This window comes from Flavobacterium sp. GNP010 (assembly GCF_056428945.1).
In genome coordinates, this window is the sequence record NZ_JBWJVK010000008.1 from 52,800 (window position 1) to 77,899 (window position 25,100).

A 25,100-nucleotide genomic window follows, 5' to 3' on the forward strand; every position below is an offset into this window, starting at 1 on the left:
CGGTTTCCCATACTAATCCTGTACTCAAAGAATCTATGTTGGAAAATAAATAAACTACTAATATATTTTATAAGTATTTTCAGCGATTAATTTATATATTTGAAAATAAATAAAGGATGACGCTCATCAGACCTATCTATCCTATTTTGAGGTGCTAGGTCTGATTTTTTCAGACGTATATACAAGTTACCAGCAATTATCCCGCAGAGTCAGAAATCTAAAGCAATTTAACATACAAAATATGGAGGCAATCCTAAAACAACTCATAATAGAATGTTTATTTCATAAAGAAATCTATTCAAAATTAGCTGTATCGGCAGAGAAAATTTTAATATTTGATGATATCATTAATCTTGCAAATAAAGTTAATCAACAGCTTTCTGAAAATGAAAATGTTGACACTAATTATATTCGTTTGTATACTGATCAAGCTAATAGAATAATATCAGTGATGCCATTTAGAGGACATAATGATCCAAATTTTGTAGATCATCAAAATGAACACTGGAAAACACAGATCATAAATAGTTTTGATAATCATCAATACAATAATTTAACTAATCATAATAAAAGTCTAAAATTTCAGGTAGAATTTTTTGAAAAGATTGGCAATTTTAACTCAAATATTGTACTTGTTGGTGCTAACGGTAGCGGAAAAACTTCTATTTCTGAAAAACTAAAAGAATACTTAAATAAAAATGGTGTTGTAATTTCTGCACAACGTATATTGTTATTACCTGTATTTGAAACTGTAAGTAATCCTGTTGTCACAGCTAGTAAACTTAAGGAAGAACAAACAAGAACAAAAACTTATAAAGATGCGGATCAATTTCGTTATATGAGTACGGAATTTGAAATAGTGCTAAAGCATTTATTAGCAGAAAACATAGCTGTTGGAAATAAATACAGAAAAGATGCATTTGAAAAAGTAAAAAGCGGGCAAAAAATTGAAGATCCTCAAAAAACTAATCTAGATTTAGCATTTGAAATATGGAATTCACTCATTGAACATAGAGAATTAGATTGTTCTGATGGAATTAATATTAAAACTTTGATTAAGGGAGAAGAAACTTCATATCCAAGTATTCAGATGAGCGATGGTGAAAAAGTTCTATTATATTTAATTTCTCAGGTATTACTTGCACCTGATAATGGATTTGTCGTAATAGATGAGCCCGAAATGTACCTGCATAAAACTATATTGAAAAAATTATGGGATGAACTTGAAACTAGAAGAAATGATTGTTTATTTATATATCTGACTCACGATCTAGATTTTGCATCAAGTAGAAACATTGCCAAAAAAATTTGGATTAAATCTTACTCATATCCTGATTCTTGGGAAATGGAAGAAATTCACTCTAATGAAATTCCAGAAGCACTTCTTTTTGAACTTTTAGGTAGTAGAAAAAATATACTTTTTTGCGAAGGAACTAAAGGGTCTTTAGATGAAAAAATCTATTCTTTACTTTTTCCAAATCATACAATAACCTCAGTGGGTTCATGCTTTAATGTTATGAATCATACAAAAGCTTTTAACAAATTACCAGATGTACATACTAATGCTTTTGGATTAATTGATTCCGATCACCATTCAAATGAAAGATTACAAAAAATAAAAGAAGAAAATATTTTTAGTTTTGGAGTAAGCGAAGTGGAAAATCTTTTTTTAGATGAAGATTTTTTAAAATCGTTTGCGTCTATGTTTCTTAGTGACGATTCCAAAATAGAACTTATAAAAACAGATGTATTACAAGAATTAGAAAGAGAAAAAGAACTCCAGAATTCTAATTACATATCTGCAAAAATAAATAATATATTTACAGATACAGACCTTTCAAAAGGTAATACTCTCGACAAAGTGAAACAAAATTACTCTTCTTTCTTAGAAGAAATTAAAATTGATGATTTCTATATTCAACGACAAACTGAGATTGAAGACATTGTATCTACCAATAATTATGAACGTGCTATTGCAATCTTTAATAATAAAGGTTTAAAAAGAATTCCTTCTCGACACTTTGGAGTTACTGACTTTACTGAAAAATGTTTTAAATTACTGCAAAATGACCCTAGTAAAGTCGAACTTTTTAGAAAATATTTCCCGAGTGAATTATAACTGCTGGTAACAGCTGTTTTGAGGTAGCTGGAGTTTTAGTGGAATTACCGTTTCGCATCGAGTTTTCGTTAAGCCGAAAATTGAGCGGTTACGAACTTCCAGCCATCTCAAAGCAGCGACACGTTAGTTTTAATTATAAAAAAAAACACAAAATGAATCTACTAAAAAAAATCTCTTTTCTTGCTTTATTTATTATTTTGAATTCTTGTAAAGACAATTCATTTTATTCAAATACCGATACTTATAAAATTGAGATTAAAAAAGCAGAATATTTTCATCAAGATTTCACTAATCGTATTCAAGAAACACCTCTAAATATTAATGCAGAAAGTATAACGCTGAAAGAAATATTTGCTATACTAATTAAAACTGATACCAGTAATATAAAATTTGATAATGAAAAACTTGAAAATAAAAGCTACGATGTACTTATTAAGCAAAAAGACAAAAACATTCCCATTAATGAAGTTGTTTTAAAAAAAATCATCAAGGAATTAAATCTAAAACTAAATATTGAGAAATATCAATCATTCAACATTACAATTAAAGACAGTTTACAATATTCAAAGTATACAAGTAAATCCAAAAATAAAATTTCTTCAGTTACCATTTCTAAAGACTCCATTAAAATATCTAATTGTGATTTACGTAAACTAGCGGAAATATTGAACTCAGAATTTCCAGAAAAAATCACTTGTAACAATAATTCTGAAAGAATTAATTATCAATGGAAAAAATCATCATTTGAAAAATTAAAATTACAAGTGAAAAATGATTTAGGAATAAATTTTTTAAATACAGATAATGAAGTAATAATATACAGAATTAAAGATAACTAAAGCTGACCTCCATTTTGAGCTAGCTAGAATTTAGTGGAACTACCGTTTCGTATCACGTTTCTGTTAAACCGAAAATTGAGCGTTTAGAAATTACCAGACATCTCAAAGTGTTGGCGAAATTTTACAGGATAATAAAGAATCAAAAAAAAATTTTAATACAAAAAAATGAAAAATAATATCTTACTACTTATCGTTATTTCAATTGTAACCTTTAATTGTAATTCGCAAACTAGAATAAATCAAACATTAAAAAAAGAATTGAATCAAATACTTTTTTTAGATCAAATCTACCGCGAATATATTGATAATAGTACCACAGAAAAAAGGCGAACAGAAATTGCAACTTTAACAAATGAAAATCCCGAATATCTTCACAAAAATATTTTTAAAATTATCCCTAAAACTGACTCCATTAATTTCATTAAAATTGAGAAAATTATTGCTAAATATGGTTACCCAGGAAAAACATTGGTTGGAGAACCAGGAAATACTACAGCTTTTTATGTAATTCAACATAATCCTGCTAGAATTCCTCAATATTATCCAGTAATTGAAGAAGCGGCGAAAAAAGGTGAAATTCCATTTCGTTTGTCCGCAATGATGCTTGACAGAAAACTTGCAAATGAAGGTAAAGAACAAATTTACGGAACACAAGTTTATGGAAAAAAAATAGTAAATAAAGAAACTGGCAAAGAAGAATTTTTCAGTTATGTAGTTCCCATTAAAGACCCCGAAAATGTAAACAAATTACGTAAGGAAGCAGGGTTTGAATCCACGGTTGAAGAAAACGCAAAAGATTTGGGGATTGAATACAAAAAATATACTTATGACGAATTGAATAAAATACTAAAATAAAAGCGTTTGCTTACAGCTAATACAACGTATTTGGGAAGTTGGCTTAATGGGAATTTGGTTTTGTATTTGGGATAATTTGCTTCGCCTTTTCGCTATCTCTCGGGTGGGAAATCCGAAAACAGTTCTTAATTTAGTACCAAATCTCCTGTAGTGACGGAACGAAAGCGGTCAGACTGATACATCAATAAAAACAGCAAATCATAGTACATGCAAAAACAAAATTTGACAAAGATAAAATCCTTTATTGTAGGTGTTGTGACATTTTTAATTTTCGGTTTCCTTTTTTGGGAGCATTTTCATGGCGGTGTCACTAGTCATCATTTGCTACACCAACAAGATCTTCCTTCAATCTCAAATTGGTGGAGTGGTATACTATTGCCTATTCTTACTTGGTTTCTTTTGAGTAGGATTGAAAAAAGACTTGATAAAAATAATTCCCAAACACCAAAGACGAATAATTCTTTTAGCACCATTTTTTGGCTTTTTATAACAGGGTTAGCGTTTGGAATTTTGCTTTCAACTTCTTTTACTTATGAATATAAACCGTTCTTAGACAATGTTCTTTACATAATAATTATACTCAGCTTTATTATCCCAGTATATTACTCAGAATTTATTTTAGGGTTTATTCTTGGTATGACGTACACCTTTGGAGCAATAATTCCAACAGTATTTATACTAATAGTAGCAGTTATTGGTTTAGTCGCCTACAAACTTATCAGACCAATAATTTTGAGTCTGACCACCAGACTTGGGAATAGTTTTAATAAAAGCTAGAACCACTAACATCAGTTAGGCAATATGGTTGCTGATGTGTTCCTATAAAACATTTGGACAAAAAATCTGCCACATCTCCAAGTGCAAAACATTGTGCGTCAATTTAGAGTAACAGAAATCAATTTAATAATTTAATAAATCATGAAACAAAAAAAAATATTAATTCTACAATTATCAATATTAATCGGATTATTTCAATCTTGTTCAAATGAAGATAATCAAAATTCACCACCAACTATAACATCCGTTTATGTAGCCGGTTCAGAAAGTAATGGCACAAATTCAGTAGCTAAAATTTGGAAAGATGGAGTGCCAATTTCACTTAGTAATAGTAATTTAGACGAAATTGCAACTTCCGTATTTTTATACGGAGACGATGTTTATGCAGCAGGCACGGCTTCACAAAATTTATTTACATCAGCAAAAGCATGGAAAAACGGCATTGAAATTCCATTGCAAAACAGTCAAAATGCAGATGCAAATTCAATTTTCGTGTCTAACAATGATGTTTATATAACTGGAAATGAGAATACTGGCCAAAATATTATTGCTAAAGTTTGGAAAAATGGCATTCCAATAAGATTAACTGATAGTAACATAAATTCATATACAACCTCAATTTTTGTTAAAGGCAACGACGTATATATCACGGGGAAAGTATTTAATGGAGCCAAATATATCGCAACTCTATGGAAAAATGGAATAATTAATTCATTAACAAATGGTAACCAAGATGCATTGGCAAATTCAGTTTTTATTTCTGATAACAATGTTTATGTTACAGGTTACGAATCCTATGGAATAAAAAACATAACGAAAGTTTGGAAAAACGGCACAGTAATTTTATCTATTGATGGAACTTATGGAACATCTGCCTACTCAATTTTTGTAGATGGTAATGATATATATCTAGCAGGAAGAGAATTTACAGGTACTCATTACACCGCTCGAATTTGGAAAAATGGCGTCGCAACATCGCTAACTGATGGCAGTCAAGATTCAATCGCTTTAAGTGTTTATGTAAAAAATGGAGATGTATATGTAGCTGGAAGAGAGAAATTTGGCGCAAATAGTATGGCTAAATTATGGAAGAACGGTACAGAAATATTATCAACAAGTGGTAATCAAGCAGCAATGGCTACCTCAGTATTTGTAAAATAATAAAACTGTTAACGCGGATTTACAAACCGTTCACACAACAAGTATGCAAAAACACCCATAAAATTTTAGCAATTTATGAGAAAGATACAAAGTACCATTTCTCACATCTTAAACCAAACAGTAACCTAAAAACAAAAATGGATCTAAAAATTGCTACTGCTTTCAGATAGCGTTTTTTAGCGTAAATTGCTTGAAATAAAATTTTATATGCGATTATTACTTATTATTATCTGTTTGTGTTGTTTCAGTTGTAAAATTGAAAAAAATGTAAAAAATGCAGTACCAGACCTAACACTAGAAAAGAGCCTTAGGCCTGTGCATGATACGATTGGTTTTACAAAATACAATTGGCAATTAGATTCTATTTATAACCGTTTAGGGATTAAGGATTCTAAAAATAAGATGAAGTGGAAAGCAGCTATATGCCCGCATGACGATTATAAATACGCTGGACGTTGGTATTACGAATCGCTTAAAGGAATTAATGCCAACACGATTATTTTAATTGGTGTTGCACATCGCGCTCGAAACTTTAAACTTCAGGACAAAATCATCTTTGGAGATTTCACACATTGGCAATCGCCTTATGGTGATTTAAAAGTGTCTGATTTAAATGCTGAAATTATGGCGCAACTGCCAAAATCTTCCTACCTAGTTCATAACGATATGCAAGAGTTAGAACATTCTTTAGAAGCAATAGTACCTTTTTTACATCGCAAAAACAAGAACCTACAAATTATTCCAATACTGGTGCCGTATATCAATTACGAAACAATTGATAGCATAAGCGATGCACTTTCTGATGTGGTATCAAAAATTTTAAAAGAAAAGCATCTCAAGTATGGCAAGGACGTCGCAGTTGTCATTTCAAACGATGCAGTACATTATGGCAATGAAGAATGGAGTGGCGATTTAGCTCCTTTTGGAGTTGATGATGAAGGTACTAAAAAAGCTAGAGCTTTAGATATGGAGATCATTGAGAAGTGTTTAGTAAACGAAATTAATCCAGTAAAAGTGAAAACATTTACAGAATACACCGTACAAAATACGGATTACAAAGAATATAAATGGGTATGGTGTGGTCGTTATTCTGTGCCTTTTGGAGTGAGTTTTGCCAATAAATTAAACCAGGCATTATACAACAAACCTTTAACAGGGACTTTTTTAGGTTACGCATCAAGTATTGATCATGAACTTATAAAAGTAGAAGATTTAGGAATGGGAACTACAGCTATAGCCACTCAAAAACACTGGGTTGGATATGCAATTATAAAATATGAATAGAGCTGTAATTCTAAAGAGTAAAAACATCAATTAATAAAAATACGAACTGTATAAAAAAAATAGTCCCGACCGCACGAATTTTCAATCCTAGCCTCGAAAAGCATCCCTGCAAACACATAAATTTATCGTAAATGCTGTGCAAATGTTTCAGACTTTCAAAGATTTTTTAGTAAAAAGAATCCCTGTATTTATAACAAATGGATTGTATATCTTGTTTGAGTTATTTTTGAAAAAATAAGAAAACAACAACTTTTTTGTAAGCAAAATCGTTTATATTTACACACAAAGTTAGAATACTGTTTAATTCTAAAAAAAATATTATGAAAGAATACAAAGTAGAAAGTTTAATTTATTACTCTAAATTGACTCTAGATTCAAAGCATATTGCTAATGACTCAAAAAAAGAAATTCAGCAATTACTTGATAAATATGCCTCAAAAGGATACAGATTAACTACATCAACATCAACAAATTTTGGTTCTGCCATTTATATTCATTTGTATTTTGAAAAAGATGTTTAATTTAATTAAAGTAACTATATATTTTTCAAATTGATATCTGATATTATAAAGCCAATTCAAAGCATGCAAGCTTTAAATTGGCTTTATAATTGTAAAATAAATCCTTATTTTTAATCTAACTCTTTCTAAGGTTTTCCTCAAAATATCGCGCTTCGATTCTTATACTATCTTTAATTGAATTTTTAGCCCAAGCCAAACGCTTCTTCAAAATTTCAGTTTCGGATAAGTGCCAAACAATATTTGAATTGCGCAATCGATTCGTCAAGTTCTGAATGATGATTGCCGCCGAAACTGAAATGTTCAAACTTACGGTAAAACCAACCATCGGGATTTTAAGAAAACCATCGGCGCGTTGCAAAATTTCACTCGTCAACTATCAATATCTCGCTACACAAACAATAACACTATCGTAACGCAACCAAATCCTCTTTTTGATATCTTTATAAAAACATTTTGCAATGAAAAAAATAGTAGTTCTTATGTTGGTTTCATTTCTGTTCGTTTCCTGTTGGCCTACAACGGATTCCGGTGACTTTCCTCGTCAAGAATACAAACCGGTTATTATTACTCGGAGCGCCCTCGAAACCTCCATTGCTTTTCAAAATGCACAGCCTATTATTAAATCGGGAAAAATCTACATTAAGGACGATTTAATGTTTATCAACGATGTCAATAAAGGTTTTCATGTTTATGATTACACCGATCCTAAGAAACCTATCCGACTCCATTTTATAAAAGCTTCAGGCGCTACTGACTTAGCCATCAAAGGAAATACGGTGTACATCAATCAAGCAGTAGATTTAGTCACTGCCACTTTCGATCCTGCCACAAAAAAATTTACGGTTACTAACAGAAACAAAAATGTGTTTCCGCAAAAACAAGCTCCAAATGGTTCCGTGGCCAACACAAATCAAGATGAAATAATAATCGATTGGACTTTAACCAAGTAAAACATGAAAAAAATTATATCCTTAGTAATATTACTATTCATAATCGGTTGTTCACAAAGTGACAGCGCACAAAATGGCGACATAGGGCAAGGCGGTTCACTAGCTGTTTTTGCCATAAAAGGAAACTATTTATACGGTGTCGACCAGATGAAATTGAATGTATTCTCGCTAATTGACTCAGAAAAGCCCGTAAAAGTCAATGAGATTTTTATAGGTTTTGATATTGAAACCTTGTTTTCATACGGAGATAATTTGTTTATTGGATCTAGAAATGGAATGTTTATCTATTCGATCAGCAATCCTGAAAACCCAACAAAATTGTCAAGTGTACAGCACTTTACCGCTTGTGATCCTGTCATTGCCAATAGCACGCACTCCTATGTAACCTTAAATTCGAATACCACTTGCGGCAACAACACAAACGTTTTACAAGTTTATGACACCAAAGATTTAACGAATCCAAAATTAATTCATAGCAGAACACTCTCGCAACCTAAAGGCATTAGTTTTTATACCGCTGATTATTTATTGGTTTGCGATGATGTTATCAAGATATTCAATATTCAAAATCCTGCTGAACCTGTTTTAGTGCATGCCATTGACAAAAATTGCTTTGATTTAATTGTACGCGACAATACCTTATTTGCTATTGGGAACAACGGCGTATACCGCTATAAAATGAATCCGAGTAACATAAAAGACATACAACTGGAGAGTGAAACAACGTTTTAATGTTCCTCAAAATATCGCGCTTCGATTCGTTTAATATCTTTAATTGAATTTTTGGTCCAAGCCAAACGCTTCTCCAAAATTTCAGTTTCGGATAAGTGCCAATCGATGTTTGAATTGCGCAATCGATTCGTCAGGTTTTGAATGATGATTGCCGCCGAAACTGAAATGTTCAAACTTTCGGTAAAACCTACCATCGGGATTTTTAGAAAACCATCGGCACGTTGCAAAATTTCTTCGGATAATCCGTCTCTCTCTGTTCCAAAAAATAAAGCACTAGGTTTCGAAATATCAAAATCCTCCAACAAACAATCATTCTCATGTGGCGTAGTAGCTATGATTTGATACCCTTTACTTTTTAACGTATCTAGACAATTTGTAATGCTGTCGAAGGTATTGATGTCGACCCATTTTTGAGCGCCCATCGCAATTTCCTTGTCGATACTTTTCCCATAACGCTGTTCGATAACATTTAATTCCTGAATTCCGAAAATTTCACAACTCCGCATTACTGCGCTGGTATTGTGCATTTGAAAAATATCCTCCACAGCAATTGTAAAATGCTTGGTTCTGTTTTGCAATACTTTTTGAAATTTTTCTTTGCGATTATCGGTTAGGATATTTTCGAGGAAAGCGAGGTACTCTAAGTCAATCATTATGGATTGTTTTTTTGCAAAAATAGTGAAAATAAAAAATAGCCACAGATTCACTGATTTATCATTTGTTTAGTACAACATAAAAAAAGCAACAGAACAAAAATTAACCGCTAATTCGCAGATTTAATTGTTTGATTAATTTTAAAAAATCTTTAAGTATGTGGTAAAAAAAAGTGCAAATACTTAAATTCCCTGTTCTTTTTTAGTATTTTAACCTTCCAATATAAAGCCTAATTCAAAAATAATCTGTGAATCTGTGGCGAAAAAATATAACTATGAAAAAGAAATTAGTAGTATTGACCGGAGCAGGAATCAGCGCCGAAAGTGGCATAAAAACTTTTCGTGATAGTGACGGATTATGGGAAGGTCATAACGTACTAGATGTGGCCACGCCGGAAGGTTGGTATAAAAACCCGGCTTTGGTCTTGGACTTTTACAATCAAAGACGAAAACAATTGAAAGAAGTGGAACCTAATCTTGGGCATCTGATTCTGGCCGAATTAGAAATCGATTTTGAGGTGTACATAATCACACAAAATGTGGATGATTTACACGAACGTGCGGGAAGTTCTAATGTATTGCATTTGCATGGCGAATTATTGAAAGTAAGAAGCACTAAAAACCCAGATTACATCATGGATTGGCTGGACGATTTGAATTTTGGTGATTTTGACGAAAACAAGAATCAATTGCGCCCACATATCGTTTGGTTTGGCGAAGAAGTTCCTGCGCTTGATGAAGCTATAACACTTACTGAAAGTGCCGATTATTTTGCGGTAATCGGTACTTCTTTGCAAGTCTATCCTGCGGCTGGACTTATTGATTTCACACGTCGGGAAACACCTATTTTTTATATTGATCCAAAGCCAATAAAAATCCCAAATCTCAGAAATCCATTGGAGGTTATTCCTGAAGTGGCTTCAAAAGGCGTTGAAATCATGAGGAAGCATTTACTACATAAATTGCAATGAGAATGGCAATAGCAATGAAAATGGCAATGCCAATGCCAATGGCAAAAAATCAATTATAAGGGCAATAAAAGTCTATACTTATACTCCATTACTTGTAACTTATAACTATTTTTGTGACTTTCGAACAAACAACTAAACAATGACTACTTTAAACGAATTGAATGCTATATCGCCAATCGACGGAAGATATAGAAACAAGACTATTTCGCTGGCTCCCTTTTTCTCTGAAGAAGCCTTAATCAAATACCGCGTATTGGTTGAAATTGAATATTTCATTGCTTTGTGCGAGGTGCCTTTGCCTCAACTTGCAGGAGTACATTCGGATTTATTTGAAAGTTTACGCAACATTTATAAAAATTTCTCTACGGAAGATGCCCTTTGGATTAAAGAAACGGAGAAAGTAACCAACCACGATGTAAAAGCGGTGGAATACTTCATCAAAGATGCTTTTGAAAAATTAGGATTATCAGAATATAAAGAGTTTATCCACTTTGGATTAACATCTCAAGATATTAATAACACGGCGATACCGTTATCTACAAAAGAAGCTTTCGAGAAAGTGTACATGCCTTCTTTGATTACTTTGACATCAAAATTGAAAGATCTAAGTATCGAATGGAAGGACGTTCCAATGCTTGCACGCACGCACGGACAACCGGCTTCTCCTACTCGTTTGGGGAAAGAAATTGGTGTTTTTGTAGAACGTTTAGAGGAACAAATGCGTTTGTTGTTTAATATTCCTTTTGCAGCTAAATTTGGTGGAGCAACTGGAAATTATAACGCACATCACGTAGCGTATCCACAAATTGACTGGAGAAATTTTGGAGGGAAATTTGTGGAAGATATTTTAGGATTGCACCACTCCTTCCCTACTACACAAATTGAACACTACGATCATTTCGCAGCCTTTTTTGATGCGTTGAAAAGAATAAACACGATCATCATTGATTTAGACCGAGACATTTGGACCTATGTTTCGATGGAGTATTTTAAGCAAAAAATAAAAGCAGGTGAAATAGGATCATCAGCCATGCCGCATAAAGTAAACCCAATTGATTTTGAAAATTCCGAAGGGAATTTAGGAATTGCAAATGCGATATTCGAACATTTATCGGCTAAATTACCTTTGTCAAGATTACAACGTGATTTAACAGACAGTACGGTTTTAAGAAATATTGGTGTACCAATGGGACATACCTTAATCGCTTTTGAAGCTACTTTGAAAGGATTAAACAAATTGTTGTTGAACGAACCAAAATTTCACGAAGATTTAGAGAAAAACTGGGCAGTTGTAGCTGAAGCAATCCAAACGATCTTGCGTCGGGAAGGATATCCTAATCCGTATGAAGCCTTAAAAGGATTGACTAGAACCAATGAAGCGATTGATAAAAACGCCATTCACGGGTTTATTACAACCCTAGATGTTTCGGACGAAATAAAAGCAGAATTGATGCAAATTACACCTAGTAATTTTCTTGGCATATAAGTTTTAAGAAATTATTCAATTGAATTAAATCCCTTCGAAAGGAAGTCAAATTTCTTTCGAAGGGATTTTTTATTATCAAAAAATCGTAAAAACGAGGAGGAGTATCCTAAAAAATGAATACTATTTTATACCTTTCAATACACTTTTAAATTGAAGTAAATTGTTCGCCAAATTGATTACCTTATTTCTTGTTTAAAAATAAAAAGACAAATAACATTTCATGCCAAAAAATAAAATCTTAATCCTGTTTTCACATCCATTGTTCGAGAAATCACATGCGAACAAAGCGTTAGTGAATCATATTCCCGATTCAGAAAATATTACTTTTCATGATTTATACGAACAATATCCAAATTTTGATATTGACGTAAAATTCGAACAAGATTTATTGAGCAAACATGACATCATCATTTGGCATCATCCTATGTATTGGTACAGTTGCCCTCCTTTAATGAAGCAATGGATTGATATGGTTTTAGAACACAATTGGGCTTATGGAAAAAAGGGGAAAGCATTACAGAATAAAATAATTTTTCAAGTCATTACAACAGGTGGCGATAAAGAAAATTATTGTGAAACTGGCAGCGATCGCTACAGTATTCTAGAATTGCTAGAGCCCTTTAACCAAACCGCAAAAGTGTGTAACATGATTTATTTACCTCCTTTTGTGGTGCACGGAACACATAATATGAAGAGTGAAGATTATGAAAAAAATGGTTTGATTTATGGCTATTTTTTAGAGTATATAGAAAATTACGATTTAAATACAGATGAAATTTTGCAATTCCATTATTTGAACGAATGGTTTGCAACAATACAAACCTAATATGGATACTAATTTTTTACTTCAGGCTATTATCTACCTAACAGCATCTGTAATTTGTGTGCCAATTGCAAAAAAATTAGGCTTAAGTTCCATTCTAGGCTATTTGTTTGCTGGAATAATTATTGGCCCTTTTGTTCTTGGACTGATAGGTCAAGAAGGCCAGGATATAATGCATTTTGCAGAATTTGGAGTAGTCATGATGCTTTTTTTAATTGGTCTTGAACTAGAACCCAGTAAGTTTTGGAAAATGCGAAGGTTCATTCTTGGTATGGGTTCTATGCAACTAATAGGCACAACAGTACTAATGTTTGTAGGATGTCTCATTTTTATGGACTGGAAGTGGGAAAGTGCCTTGGCAATTTCGCTAGCACTCGCACTATCGTCAACAGCTATTGTCTTACAAACATTGAAAGAAAAAGGGCTGTCGAACAGCTCTGTAGGGAGTTCTTCTTTTGCGGTTTTACTTTTCCAAGATATTGCTGTAATCCCAATATTAGCCTTTTTACCACTACTATCCTCGGTCAATCTTGAGCTTAGCAATGACGCGCCTCAATCATTAATCACGGGTTATCAAAGTTGGTTGCAAACGGTAATTGTTTTCGGAATTCTTGCGACAATCTATTTTGCAGGTCGCTTTTTGTTTGTTCCGTTGTTACAAATCATTGCAAAAACGAGGTTGCAAGAATTGTTTACCGCTTCGGCATTATTGCTCGTTGTAGGTGTTTCCTATATGATGCAATTAATTGGCTTAAGTCCTGCACTTGGCGCATTTATGGCAGGTGTCGTACTGGCAAACTCTGAATTCCGTCATGAATTAGAAGGCGATATTGCGCCTTTCAAAGGACTGCTTCTTGGTTTGTTCTTTTTGGGAGTTGGTGCCTCAATCAATTTCCAGTTAATAATTGACAATCCGCTATTTATTTTTGCTTTTGGAGCCATTCTAACCATAGTGAAATTTATAGTTTTGTTTTTTACACGTCGATTTTATAAAAAAAAATTGGATCAAAATTTACTTTTCGCTTTTGGCTTAAGCCAAGCAGGTGAATTTGGTTTTGTGATTATGAGTTTTTGCATGCAATTGAATATCATACCTAATATTTTAGCCAACCAGATTATGGCTGTCATAGCGATGAGTATGGTTGCCACACCTTTTTTATTATTGATCAATGAGCGAATAATCTATCCCAACACCAGAACTAAAGAAAAGGAAACCAAAAAAGAGAATGATTACATCGATGAAGATAATCCAGTTATCATAGCAGGTTTTGGACATTTTGGAAGCACGGTTGGCCGACTGTTGAGAGCTAATAAAATAAAAACAACTATTTTAGATTATGATTCAGACCGTATCGATTTACTCCGAAAAATGGGTTTTAAAGTGTATTATGGAGATGCAACCCGATTGGAATTATTGAAAGCCGCAGGTTGCGAAAATGCGAAAGTTTTTATCGCTGCTATTGATAATCCTACTGTCAATCTCCAAGTAATTGAGGTATTAAAAAAACACTTCCCAAATTTAAAAGTATTAACTCGTGCTCGAAACAGAAATGATGCCTATGAACTCATCGATCATAAAGTCAAACATATTTATCGAGAAACCTTATACAGTGCTGTCAATATGGGTGTTGATGCGTTGGTAGAATTGGGACTTCGAAAATATACTGCAACTAGACAAGGGCAACAATTTATAAAATACGACGAAATTACGACTCGTAAATTAGCTGAAAAACGCCATGATAAAATGGCCTATATGATTACTGTTAAGGAAGAAATTGAGTTGCAAGAGCAACTACTTAAAGCCGACGTTTATTCTCAAGTGGCGGCAACAAACCACAGCTGGGACAGTCAGCATTTAAAAGACAACTTAGCAGATGTATCCGAATCAACTGAATCGTAGCACTACACTTTTTACCAACAAAAAAAGCATAATTACCATCCAAGAAAAGGAAGTAATTATGCTTTTTTTTATGATTTTGAAATAGGATTATCTCGAATAATTCGGTGCTTCTTTTGTAATAGTTACATTATGAGGGTGACTTTCATTAATTCCGCTTGCAGTAATGCGCACAAAACGTCCTGTATCTTGCAAAGTAGGAATATCTTTTGAACCACAATAGCCCATACCGGCACGAAGACCGCCAATGAACTGTTGCATACTTTCGTTTAATTCTCCTTTGTAAGGAACGCGACCCACAATTCCTTCTGGAACAAGTTTTTTTACATCATCTTCAACATCTTGAAAATAACGGTCTTTTGATCCTTCTTGCATCGCTTCAACAGAACCCATTCCGCGGTAGGATTTGAATTTTCTTCCTTCAAAAATAATTGTTTCACCGGGAGATTCCATTGTTCCAGCTAGCAAAGAACCTAGCATCACACAATCAGCTCCAGCAGCAATTGCTTTCGGGATATCACCAGTATACCGAATTCCACCATCTGCAATTACAGGTACACCTGAACCTTTAATGGCAGCAGCTACTTCAAGAACAGCAGAAAACTGAGGAAAACCTACACCCGCAACAATACGAGTAGTACAAATAGAACCTGGACCAATTCCTACCTTTACACCGTCTGCACCATTTTCAACTAAAAATTTAGCGGCCTCCGGAGTAGCGATATTACCGACGATAACATCTATTTGTGGAAATTTACTTTTAACTTCTTTTAATACATTGACAACACCTTGCGTATGCCCATGAGCAGTATCGATAATAATAGCATCAACGCCAGCATTTACCAAGGCTTCCGCTCTAAGAACAGCGTCACCTGTTACGCCAATAGCTGCAGCTACACGTAGACGACCAAAAACATCTTTATTAGCGATAGGTTTCTGGGTTAATTTAGTGATATCTCTAAAAGTAATTAAACCCACTAATTTGTACGACGCGTTTACGACTGGTAATTTTTCAATTTTATGGCCTTGCAAAACTACTTCTGCTTGTTCTAATGATGTACCTTCGGCAACAGTCACTAAATTTTCACTAGTCATTACCTCTACTATAGGTCTTGTATTATTTCTTTCAAAACGCAAATCCCTGTTGGTAACAATTCCTTTCAATATTTGGTTTTCATCTACGATTGGAATACCTCCAATACCAAATTCCTTCATTGCATTTTTAGCATCTGCAACTGTAGAAGTCAATGGTAAAGTAACGGGATCAATGATCATTCCTGACTCTGCACGTTTCACTTTACGAACCTTAGCAGCTTGTTGTTCAATAGTCATGTTTTTATGCAAAACACCTATTCCGCCCTCTTGTGCCATAGCAATTGCCATTGCACTTTCTGTTACTGTATCCATAGCAGCAGATACGATTGGAACGTTTAGCGTAATATTTCGAGAAAATTTAGATTTAATACTCACTTCGCGCGGAAGTACATTAGAGTAATTTGGGACTAATAGAACGTCATCGTAAGTTAATCCTTCGCCGATAATCTTGGTGTTGTGTGCGATCATTGCAATTGTAGTTGGAGTTTAATTGCGTGCAAATATAGACAATCTTAACCAAAAAAACGAGCATTAAATGCAATAAAGTATAAGTCACATCTGGAGCTATTCTTGCAAATCCTTAATTACTAAATTAATACTCAACTCATTGCGCTACGAAAGTCTAAACATCGTATAACACTAGAAAATTATGTTTCAATTGTACTGAGTTAAGTACTAGTTTTCATCACGTTATTTGTGAAAAAATTATAAAATTTTAGAACGAAACAGAACCCATGAAAGCAAACCGCTATTTTTTCTTATCCTTAAAAATAACATTAAGCCCCAATTGAAAGGATGCACTATTGGCTTTTGTGACATCCTTATACTCCAAAAGATTGTCCGCAAGTACATAAAAATTAACAGGTCCAATCATACTCGAAATCCCCAAACCAATATTTTTATAAGAATAGGAGTCAATAGTATATGTAGCCTTCATATCCAAGCCATCGAAAATTCTTCTTCGGTAATAAGTGGTCAATGCAAGCAAAGGGGTTTTAGGCGTTGACATTACAAATAATTGAGCACCGAGAGCGCTTTTATAAATGCTTTCGTTACTACTATTTGCGCAATTACAATCTTCAGCAACGTCTTCTTCAAATGAGTATTGGATCGAACTATTAAACTTGGTTGGGCGCCAAGTTGTGTATTTAGTGTATAAAGTATCTAAAGGAATCGCATCTTTAAATTCTTCAAAAACATCACCTACAGAACCTCCAGAGCTAAAACTTGGCGTTACTCCTTCGTATTTGTAGCTTCCTTTTAACGTCAAGCTTTCTACTTCTTTACTATGTTTTATAAAACCAAAATCAATTATACTTGCAGTAATCTGTAGGTTTTTTTTGGGGTAATACGTAAAACCTGCATCTAAACCCAAACCTAGATTACCACCTAACAACGCTCTTTTGGTAATGTCTTTGACCACATTAGGCTCATAATTGTCATCGTTGTAATTTGAAAGTCCAGAAGTGTTGAGTTCCAAGTTAGAAAAAATTTGCTGTTCATAGACACCTTGAGTTGATGGAACGGTATAAATGTAGCCTGAATTATTAACAGAACTAACATTATAAATACTGGAATAAATTTTTCCTCGCACACCCACAATCAATTTATCACTCACATTTTTATGAAATCCCAGATGAAATACGGATAGCATTTCTGCTTTAACATTAATATCTGCTAAACTAAAAACTTTACCTAAATAATCTCTATTGCCGTCTATAGCCAAAATTGCCAAATCCTTCGGCATATAACTTAAAAAATCAAATTCCTGATACATACCAAACGACACATACGAATCACTTTCTTGTCCTCTTAACTTAAAGCCTCCGCTGAATAATTCCAGCTGTTCGTTGACCGCAACATTGTCTTTATTAGTGGAAGATAATATCACATTACGCAGTTTTACATTAAAATCTACACCATCATTTGCCAGTAAATCATAAGCCGAAAAACCGCTTGAACCAACATTCGCAGAAATAGCAGACAAAAACGGAACCCCAAAATACCAGTTGTACTTGACATCGGCACCTGGATTAGTCATTAACGTCTGTGGGATCGAAGTGAAATTATAAAGTAATTGTTTATTTTGTGAATAGCTGATTGCCGTTAGCATTAGCACAAAAACTAAAATATTTTTTCTCATTCTACTACAAAATAAGCAGTTACACCTGAACGCAATTTCAAACTACCTGGACTATTTTCATTCAATTGTGGTCCGGACATCATTTGTAATATGAATGCAATTTTTGTAGTTCTTTTTAATAAATCAAGTTGCGTATTTTCGAATATTTCAGTTTTAGTTACTTTGTTTTCTGAACCAGAATACGGTGGTATAGTAAAGTTTGAAGTATAAAGCTGTTGATTGTTGTTATCTAGAAAAACTAAATCAATAGTATATCCCCTATTGATTGTATTGCTCACTTCAAAAAAAAGATCAACTCTTCTTAATTTATCTGTGAAAAATTTTTCAGTAAATATGTTTGTAGTTGATACATCAAAAAAAACGGGCTCTTCTATTCCGCCAGTTACAAATTGATTAGCTGGGACATCAAAATACGCCAAATTCGATACTAATACAGGTTCTAATTTCACATTATTCACTTGATCATAATCCAAATCACTCGCACATGAAAACGAAATTAAGACCAGTAAAATTGAACCTAAAATGCTGTAAATAGGTTGTTTTTTATGCATAAAAAGTAGTTTATAGGAGAATTAGTGACCGTTTATAGTTAACGTTCTAATCATAAATTTATTATTTTTAAGTTGAATAGTGCATCAATTATTTTGTATTAATTTTAATGAAATTCCCCAAATAATTTAGAAGCCTCATTATAAGCACTTTCAAAACTCATCGGGCTCATATCTGTCTTTTCTTTTTGTGCAGTAAAATACGATAATAACTTCTCAGTGGGCATATTCCCTGTTAAATGATCTGTCGCCATTGGGCATCCGCCAAAACCTTGAACAGCACCGTCAAATCGGCGACAACCGGCTTTATATGCTGCATCAATTTTTTCAAACCACTTATCCGGTGTGGTATGCAGGTGAGCGCCAAATTCAATTTCTGGGTACTTCGGAATCAAATTTGAAAACAAATAAGAGATTACTTCCGGTGTTGAAGTTCCTACAGTATCCGAAAGTGATAAAATTTTCACTCCCATAGAAGCTAATTTCTCCGTCCACTCTCCTACGATCTCTGTACTCCACAAATCGCCATAAGGATTGCCGAAACCCATTGAAAGATAGGCCACAACTTCTTTATTACTTGTATCAGCTATTTCTAAAATTTCTTGCAACGTTAGCAACGACTCTGCAATTGTTTTATGTGTATTCCGCATTTGAAAATTTTCAGAAATCGAAAATGGAAAACCTAAATATTGTATTTCAGCATGTTTTGAAGCCAAAGTAGCTCCTTGTGTATTTGCAATAACAGCTAACAATTTACTTGTTGTTTGTGATAAATCAAGTTGTGCTAAAACTTCTGCGGTATCCTGCATCTGCGGAATTGCTTTGGGAGAAACGAAACTTCCAAAATCGATAGAATCAAATCCTACACGCAATAAAGATTGGATATATGCTACTTTTCTTGCTGTAGGAATAAAAGGTTTTATGCCTTGCATGGCATCTCGTGGGCATTCGATAATTTTTATTGCTTCCATAGAAGTCCAAAGATAGGTAAAATCAGATTTCACGAAATCGTTTTTTAATAATTTTTCAAATCCAAAAAATATTCCACTTTTTAGGAATAAAAAATATTATTCCATATTTATGGAATAAATTAAAATATTCCACTTTTATGGAATATTTAAGCGAAAATTATTTTCTGATTCATTTTTTAATTATATTTGAAAAATGATAGGTATAATTACAGGAGATATCGTCAATTCAAGGAAACTGTCATCCGAAATATGGATGGATGGTTTGAAGGAATTATTGAATGTTTTTGGAGAAAACCCAACCGAATGGGAGATTTACAGAGGAGATGAATTTCAATTAGAAATTAAAAATCCAGAAGACGCGCTGCGAATTGCTTTGCGAATAAAAGCCTATTTTAAAACTTTGAAACTCGATGCTCGAATGAGTATTGGTTTTGGAGACAAAACATATACAGCAAATAAAATTTCTGAAAGTAACGGAACTGCTTTTTTGCGCTCGGGCGAAGTTTTTGCAACTTTAAAGAAACAAAAAATCAATTTAGCCATAAATTCTAGTGATGAAGCGTTTAATGCCGAAATCAATATGATGTTGCGATTGAGTCTAACTTTTATGGACAATTGGTTAGTGCAACAAGCAGAATTAGTATTAATATCTATAGAAAACCCATCACTTTCACAAGAGGAAATTGGCATAAAATTAGGGATTAACCAAGCAGCAGTTAGTAAAAGACAAAAACGTGCTCAATTTCATTTGGTGATGGAAATGGAACGTTATTTTAGAAATAAAATCAAAACCATCAACACATGATTATTTTTGTAAAACTGCTTTTGGCGCATTTATTAGGTGATTTTTTATTGCAACCTACTTTATGGGTTTTAGATAAAGAAAGTAAAAAACACAAGAGCAAATACCTTTACATCCATACTTTTTTACACGGAATAGTAGCTTGGATTTTCGTTGGAGAAATGGAATTTGGATGGTTTGCATTGGGATTAGCCTTAACACACGGAGGCATCGATTTGATGAAATTGCAATTCCAAAACAACAAAACAAAACGCACGTGGTTTGTGCTCGATCAAATTTTGCATTTAATATCCATTGCCATAATTGTTGGACTTTATAAAAATTTATCTGTTGACTTTACCGCTTTTAACATTCAATTTTGGGTACTGATGACCGGAATTTTATTGCTAACAAAACCCACTTCCATAGTAATCAAAAATGTCATTTCGATTTGGACACCCGAGAGCAAAAACAACAACGACGATTCGCTTGAAAATGCTGGAAATTATATTGGTATTCTGGAACGCCTATTTGTTTTTTGCTTCATACTGACAGCACATTTCGAAGCCATTGGCTTTTTATTGGCCGCCAAATCCATCTTCCGTTTTGGAGATTTGAAAGAAGCAAAGGACAGAAAACTGACAGAATACGTACTTATCGGTACACTGTTGAGTTTTGGAATCGCACTATTGACTGGCTTTTTAATACAATATGGATTACTGCATTTTAGCTAAAATCTTTTTATTTATGGCTTTCACCAAAGCGGGACCTTCATAAATAAAACCTGTGTAAAGCTGCACTAAACAAGCGCCTGCCTCTAACTTTTCAATCGCATCATCAGCAGAATGAATTCCACCCACTCCAATGATAGGAAAGGCTTTATTACTTTTTTCAGACAGGAACCGAATAACCTCAGTAGCTCGTTTTGCTAATGGTTTCCCGGATAATCCACCCATTTCTGTCTTATTTTCAGACTGCAAGCCGTCACGAGAAATAGTCGTATTTGTAGCAATTATGCCAGCTATTTTAGTTTCCTTAATAATATCAATAATGTCTAACAGTTGCTCATTGGTCAAATCTGGAGCAATTTTTAACAAAATTGGCTTTTGCTTTAGCTTAGCTAAATTTTTATTCTGCAACGTTTGAAGCAATTGTGTAAGCGGTTCTTTATCTTGTAAGGCGCGCAGATTTGGTGTGTTTGGAGAGCTGACATTTACCACAAAATAATCAACATAATCATACAAGGCATCAAAACATATTTCATAATCTGAAGTGGCCTCTTCGTTTGGCGTCAACTTATTTTTTCCAATGTTCCCACCTATCAATACGCCATTGTTTTTTTTCAAACGCTCAACAGCTGCAGTAACTCCGCCGTTATTGAATCCCATTCGGTTAATGATAGCGCTATCTGATTTCAAGCGAAACAATCGCTTTTTTGGATTCCCGTCTTGACTTTTTGGTGTTAATGTTCCTATTTCGATAAAACCAAAACCAAAATTGGACAGTTCTTTATACAACTTAGCATCCTTATCAAACCCAGCAGCTAAACCAACCGGATTTTTAAATTTCAATCCGAAGATTTCAGTCTCTAAACGGGGATCATTGCATTCATATAAAAATCTGAAAAGGAATGTAAATCCTGGGATTTTTGAAAAAAAGCGAATCAAAGAAAAAGTAAAATAATGAACTTTCTCTGGATCAAACAAAAAAAGGAAAGGACGAATAAGTGATTTGTACATAGTTGTTGTGTTGTTGTTGCAAAAATAGAACTATCTCAACAATAATTAAATACTTATAAAAAAAATACACAACATTTTTAACTGGGTAACCACTAAAAAGGCAGATAAACAGTTGCTAAATAAAACTTTAAAAAAACAAAAAAATAAAATACATTACACTGTTTTATAGTATTTTATGATTTTTAAATCCTACTTTAAAACTTCATCTAAAATAATAGGAGATGCTTTTCTCAATCATTTTTAGTACCTTGTACAAAATGATTAAGTGTAAAAAGCACTACATACAAATCTTAAATCTATGATCATGAAGAATAAATTAATTTTTACGGCAGTATTACTTTGCAATTTTCAACTTTTCTATGCACAAGAAACTAAATCAGACTCTACAAAAGTTGCCACGAAAACAACAATTACTACAGTTACAATAATTAAAGACACTGTTCAAGTTGCCGCTAAAGTCACTCCTAAAATAGCCACAGCTGCCGAAAAAGAAGCACTGGCAAATGAGTCTAAGGCACTACGGGATAAAATGAGGCAAGAAAAAAAAGCATTGAAAGAAGCCAAAGAAACTGAAAAAGAAAAAAAGGATTTTGAAAAAAAACAAAAAGCGTTCAACAAGCGCCAAGATAAAATCCTTTCTGGTGAAAAATCAGTAAGCAAGATCAAAACAAAAATATCCAACGAGGAAAAAAGTTTAATAAAACTTAAAGAACGATTTGAAGGAAAAAAAGCAAAAGGGAAATTAAGTCCGATACAGATTGAAAAAGAAAATATCAAAATCAGCAAAAGTCAAATAAAATTAAATAGACTAGAAGAAGATCTAAATAAAGCCGAAGCAAAACTCGCAAAAACAAGAGATTAATGCAAACCACCTTCGGGTGGTTTTTTTATTAGAAAGAGAGGATATCAAAGTATTCAAATAAAACTCAAGCCAATTAAACCCCATATAAAAAAACAAATTGGCGGTCATTTAGTTGCTGCTCTATTTCATAAAACCTCCTAAAAAAAAGTTTATATTTGCATCAAAACAAATCACAATGCAACATATAATAGACCGTTTCATAAGTTACGTAACAATTGATACAGAATCTGATGCTAGTTCAGAAACTACACCTAGCACAAAAAAACAATGGGATTTAGCCCATAAATTAGTTGAAGAACTTAAAACAATAGGATTACAAGACGTTACTATAGATGACAAAGCCTATATCATGGCAACTTTACCCAGTAATGTCAGTCATGAAGTTCCAGTAATTGGGTTTATTTCGCATTTTGACACCACACCAGATTTTACCGGAGCCAATGTAAAACCTCAAATCGTCTCCAACTATGACGGGAATGATATTGTATTAAATGCTGAGAAAAATATTATTCTATCTCCAAGTTATTTCAAAGATTTATTGCAGTACAAAGGGCAAACCTTAATTACAACTGACGGAACTACACTCCTAGGTGCCGATGATAAAGCAGGCATTACCGAGATTGTTACTGCAATGGAATTTCTTGTAAACAATCCCGATATCAAGCACGGGAAAATCAGAATTGGCTTTACACCCGATGAAGAAATTGGACGTGGTGCGCATCATTTTGATGTGGCTAAATTTGGAGCAGACTGGGCGTACACTATGGATGGCAGCCAGATCGGCGAATTAGAATATGAAAATTTTAATGCGGCTGGAGCCAAAATTACTTTCAAAGGAAAAAGCGTACATCCTGGCTATGCCAAAGGAAAAATGATCAATTCGATGTTGATTGCTAATGACTTTATAAATGAATTACCGGCTGGCGAAACTCCAGAAGAAACCAAAGGATATGAAGGTTTCTTTCATGTACACCACCTGACTGGAAGTATAGAAGAAACTGTTTTGGAATTAATCATTCGCGATCATAACAAGAAAAAATTTGAGAAACGCAAAGAACTAATCGAGAAAATTACTCGTAAAATCAATAAGAAATTTGCGAAACAATTTGGTGAAGATATTGTTATTACGGAAATTAAAGATCAGTATTACAATATGAAAGAAAAGGTACTTCCTGTAAAACATATTGTTGATATTGCCGAAAAAGCAATGAAAGAACTCGGAATTAAACCGCTAATAAAACCTATTCGTGGCGGAACAGACGGTTCTCAATTATCCTACAAAGGATTGCCATGCCCAAATATTTTTGCTGGTGGACATAATTTTCATGGCAAATATGAATACGTTCCCGTAGAAAGTATGCAAAAAGCAATTGAAGTAATTGTGAAAATTGCCGAATTAACTGCGATAGAAGATACATTAATAAAATAGTACATTGGAATCCATCAAACAAAGCCATTCGTGGGAGAAAACAACAATTGATTGGAAGAAATAGGGTTTCTAAAATTATATATTAGAAGCAATTGCCAATGAAAAGCCTGGAAAGAAGACTAAGCCTCAAAAAATGAGGCTTAGTTACTAAACTGCTTCAAGAAGAATTAATACAGATCCTAATTTAGCACAAGCATTTGAAAAATTCTCCTCTTCAAAACAATATGAATTCTTAGAATATATTGAAACTGCTAAACTGAAAGAAACCAAACTCTCTCAGATTGAGAAAATTAAACCAATGATTAAAGAAAGCATTGGTTTAAATGATAAATACCGATATAATTAAGTCCCAACTCTGACGCTCAGATTTGGGACTTTTTTTATGTAAAAAATCTTGACAAAATGCTTCTTACTTTAATCCAATTTAACTTCGTTCTATCTAGAAGTATTTAATAATTTATTTA

General features: G+C 33.3%; 24 protein-coding genes and 1 pseudogene. 18 read left to right on the top strand and 7 right to left on the bottom strand.

All coding sequences use genetic code 11. The features are described 5' to 3' along the window. Positions 1 to 241 precede the first annotated feature (241 nt). The 7 genes from AC061C_RS04855 (at position 242) to AC061C_RS04885 (ending at position 7,556) form a co-directional block, all read left to right on the top strand. Complete coding sequence (locus tag AC061C_RS04855) at positions 242 to 2,119, top strand: AAA family ATPase (RefSeq protein ID WP_478290252.1); 1,878 nt, start codon at positions 242 to 244, stop codon at positions 2,117 to 2,119. A 152-nt stretch (positions 2,120 to 2,271) separates the two neighbouring features. Then, on the top strand, positions 2,272 to 2,958 hold the full coding sequence (locus AC061C_RS04860; protein WP_478290253.1) for a hypothetical protein: 687 nt from the start codon (positions 2,272 to 2,274) through the stop codon (positions 2,956 to 2,958). A gap of 165 nt (positions 2,959 to 3,123) precedes the next feature. After that, entirely contained in the window at positions 3,124 to 3,813 is a 690-nt protein-coding gene (locus AC061C_RS04865) for a DUF6624 domain-containing protein (RefSeq protein WP_478290254.1), read from the top strand. A gap of 207 nt (positions 3,814 to 4,020) precedes the next feature. Further along, positions 4,021 to 4,590 carry a hypothetical protein gene (locus tag AC061C_RS04870; protein WP_478290255.1) on the top strand — a complete coding sequence of 190 codons (570 nt, stop codon included), beginning with the start codon at positions 4,021 to 4,023 and terminating at the stop codon, positions 4,588 to 4,590. A gap of 141 nt (positions 4,591 to 4,731) precedes the next feature. Beyond that, positions 4,732 to 5,751, top strand: a complete 1,020-nt coding sequence (locus AC061C_RS04875; RefSeq protein WP_478290256.1) for a hypothetical protein — start codon at positions 4,732 to 4,734, stop codon at positions 5,749 to 5,751. A gap of 315 nt (positions 5,752 to 6,066) precedes the next feature. Continuing rightward, entirely contained in the window at positions 6,067 to 7,035 is a 969-nt protein-coding gene (amrB, locus tag AC061C_RS04880) for an AmmeMemoRadiSam system protein B (RefSeq protein WP_478290257.1), read from the top strand. Positions 7,036 to 7,355: 320 nt separating this feature from the next. Then, positions 7,356 to 7,556, top strand: a complete 201-nt coding sequence (locus tag AC061C_RS04885; protein ID WP_478290258.1) for a DUF4177 domain-containing protein — start codon at positions 7,356 to 7,358, stop codon at positions 7,554 to 7,556. Positions 7,557 to 7,671: 115 nt separating this feature from the next. Here AC061C_RS04885 and AC061C_RS04890 read toward each other — a convergent pair. Beyond that, positions 7,672 to 7,929, bottom strand: a pseudogene (locus AC061C_RS04890) (TrmH family RNA methyltransferase); the annotation flags it as partial. 85 nt (positions 7,930 to 8,014) lie between these two features. Between AC061C_RS04890 and AC061C_RS04895 the strand changes: the two are divergent. Next, a complete protein-coding gene (locus tag AC061C_RS04895) occupies positions 8,015 to 8,506 on the top strand; it encodes a hypothetical protein (protein WP_478290259.1) in 492 nt (163 codons plus the stop codon). Between the two features lie 3 nt (positions 8,507 to 8,509). Next, complete coding sequence (locus AC061C_RS04900) at positions 8,510 to 9,238, top strand: LVIVD repeat-containing protein (protein ID WP_478290260.1); 729 nt, start codon at positions 8,510 to 8,512, stop codon at positions 9,236 to 9,238. Here the strand turns inward: AC061C_RS04900 and AC061C_RS04905 are convergent. Further along, positions 9,235 to 9,891, bottom strand: coding sequence for a TrmH family RNA methyltransferase (locus AC061C_RS04905; RefSeq protein ID WP_478290261.1), 657 nt, complete (start codon positions 9,889 to 9,891; stop codon positions 9,235 to 9,237). The genes AC061C_RS04900 and AC061C_RS04905 overlap by 4 nt on opposite strands. A gap of 275 nt (positions 9,892 to 10,166) precedes the next feature. On the opposite strand from AC061C_RS04905, the gene AC061C_RS04910 reads away from it, so the two are divergent. The 4 genes from AC061C_RS04910 (at position 10,167) to AC061C_RS04925 (ending at position 15,071) form a co-directional block, all read left to right on the top strand. After that, complete coding sequence (locus tag AC061C_RS04910; RefSeq protein WP_478290262.1) at positions 10,167 to 10,862, top strand: SIR2 family NAD-dependent protein deacylase; 696 nt, start codon at positions 10,167 to 10,169, stop codon at positions 10,860 to 10,862. A 139-nt stretch (positions 10,863 to 11,001) separates the two neighbouring features. After that, a complete protein-coding gene (purB, locus tag AC061C_RS04915) occupies positions 11,002 to 12,348 on the top strand; it encodes an adenylosuccinate lyase (protein ID WP_478290263.1) in 1,347 nt (448 codons plus the stop codon). Positions 12,349 to 12,568: 220 nt separating this feature from the next. Continuing rightward, complete coding sequence (locus tag AC061C_RS04920; RefSeq protein ID WP_309756980.1) at positions 12,569 to 13,174, top strand: NAD(P)H-dependent oxidoreductase; 606 nt, start codon at positions 12,569 to 12,571, stop codon at positions 13,172 to 13,174. A gap of 1 nt (position 13,175) precedes the next feature. After that, positions 13,176 to 15,071, top strand: coding sequence for a monovalent cation:proton antiporter-2 (CPA2) family protein (locus AC061C_RS04925; RefSeq protein ID WP_478290264.1), 1,896 nt, complete (start codon positions 13,176 to 13,178; stop codon positions 15,069 to 15,071). Positions 15,072 to 15,158: 87 nt separating this feature from the next. On the opposite strand, the gene guaB is transcribed toward AC061C_RS04925, so the two are convergent. From guaB to AC061C_RS04945, 4 genes are all read right to left on the bottom strand, one after another. After that, a complete protein-coding gene (gene guaB / locus AC061C_RS04930; protein WP_417979221.1) occupies positions 15,159 to 16,631 on the bottom strand; it encodes an IMP dehydrogenase in 1,473 nt (490 codons plus the stop codon). 280 nt (positions 16,632 to 16,911) lie between these two features. After that, the gene (locus AC061C_RS04935; protein ID WP_478290265.1) at positions 16,912 to 18,306 is read right to left on the bottom strand and encodes a DUF5723 family protein; all 1,395 of its coding nucleotides are present in this window, start codon (positions 18,304 to 18,306) and stop codon (positions 16,912 to 16,914) included. Further along, positions 18,303 to 18,857: a hypothetical protein gene (locus AC061C_RS04940; protein WP_478290266.1), complete on the bottom strand. Its 555-nt coding sequence runs from the start codon at positions 18,855 to 18,857 to the stop codon at positions 18,303 to 18,305. Before AC061C_RS04940 ends, AC061C_RS04935 begins: the two co-directional genes overlap by 4 nt. Before the next feature lie 104 nt (positions 18,858 to 18,961). Further along, positions 18,962 to 19,825 (bottom strand): hydroxymethylglutaryl-CoA lyase, encoded by an 864-nt coding sequence (locus tag AC061C_RS04945; protein WP_417970750.1) that lies wholly within the window; start codon positions 19,823 to 19,825, stop codon positions 18,962 to 18,964. Between the two features lie 193 nt (positions 19,826 to 20,018). On the opposite strand from AC061C_RS04945, the gene AC061C_RS04950 reads away from it, so the two are divergent. Further along, the gene (locus AC061C_RS04950) at positions 20,019 to 20,630 is read left to right on the top strand and encodes a SatD family protein (protein WP_478290267.1); all 612 of its coding nucleotides are present in this window, start codon (positions 20,019 to 20,021) and stop codon (positions 20,628 to 20,630) included. Then, complete coding sequence (locus AC061C_RS04955) at positions 20,627 to 21,340, top strand: DUF3307 domain-containing protein (RefSeq protein WP_478290268.1); 714 nt, start codon at positions 20,627 to 20,629, stop codon at positions 21,338 to 21,340. Before AC061C_RS04950 ends, AC061C_RS04955 begins: the two co-directional genes overlap by 4 nt. Here the strand turns inward: AC061C_RS04955 and AC061C_RS04960 are convergent. Next, positions 21,323 to 22,345 (bottom strand): quinone-dependent dihydroorotate dehydrogenase, encoded by a 1,023-nt coding sequence (locus AC061C_RS04960; protein WP_478290269.1) that lies wholly within the window; start codon positions 22,343 to 22,345, stop codon positions 21,323 to 21,325. The two genes, AC061C_RS04955 and AC061C_RS04960, sit on opposite strands and share 18 nt — an antisense overlap. 304 nt (positions 22,346 to 22,649) lie before the next feature. Here AC061C_RS04960 and AC061C_RS04965 point away from each other — a divergent pair, with 304 nt between their 5' ends. The 3 genes from AC061C_RS04965 (at position 22,650) to AC061C_RS04975 (ending at position 24,982) form a co-directional block, all read left to right on the top strand. Continuing rightward, positions 22,650 to 23,207 (top strand): hypothetical protein, encoded by a 558-nt coding sequence (locus AC061C_RS04965; protein WP_478290270.1) that lies wholly within the window; start codon positions 22,650 to 22,652, stop codon positions 23,205 to 23,207. A 175-nt stretch (positions 23,208 to 23,382) separates the two neighbouring features. Next, entirely contained in the window at positions 23,383 to 24,636 is a 1,254-nt protein-coding gene (gene pepT / locus AC061C_RS04970) for a peptidase T (protein ID WP_478290271.1), read from the top strand. A gap of 166 nt (positions 24,637 to 24,802) precedes the next feature. Next, positions 24,803 to 24,982 (top strand): YdeI/OmpD-associated family protein, encoded by a 180-nt coding sequence (locus tag AC061C_RS04975; RefSeq protein ID WP_478290298.1) that lies wholly within the window; start codon positions 24,803 to 24,805, stop codon positions 24,980 to 24,982. Positions 24,983 to 25,100 lie beyond the last annotated feature (118 nt).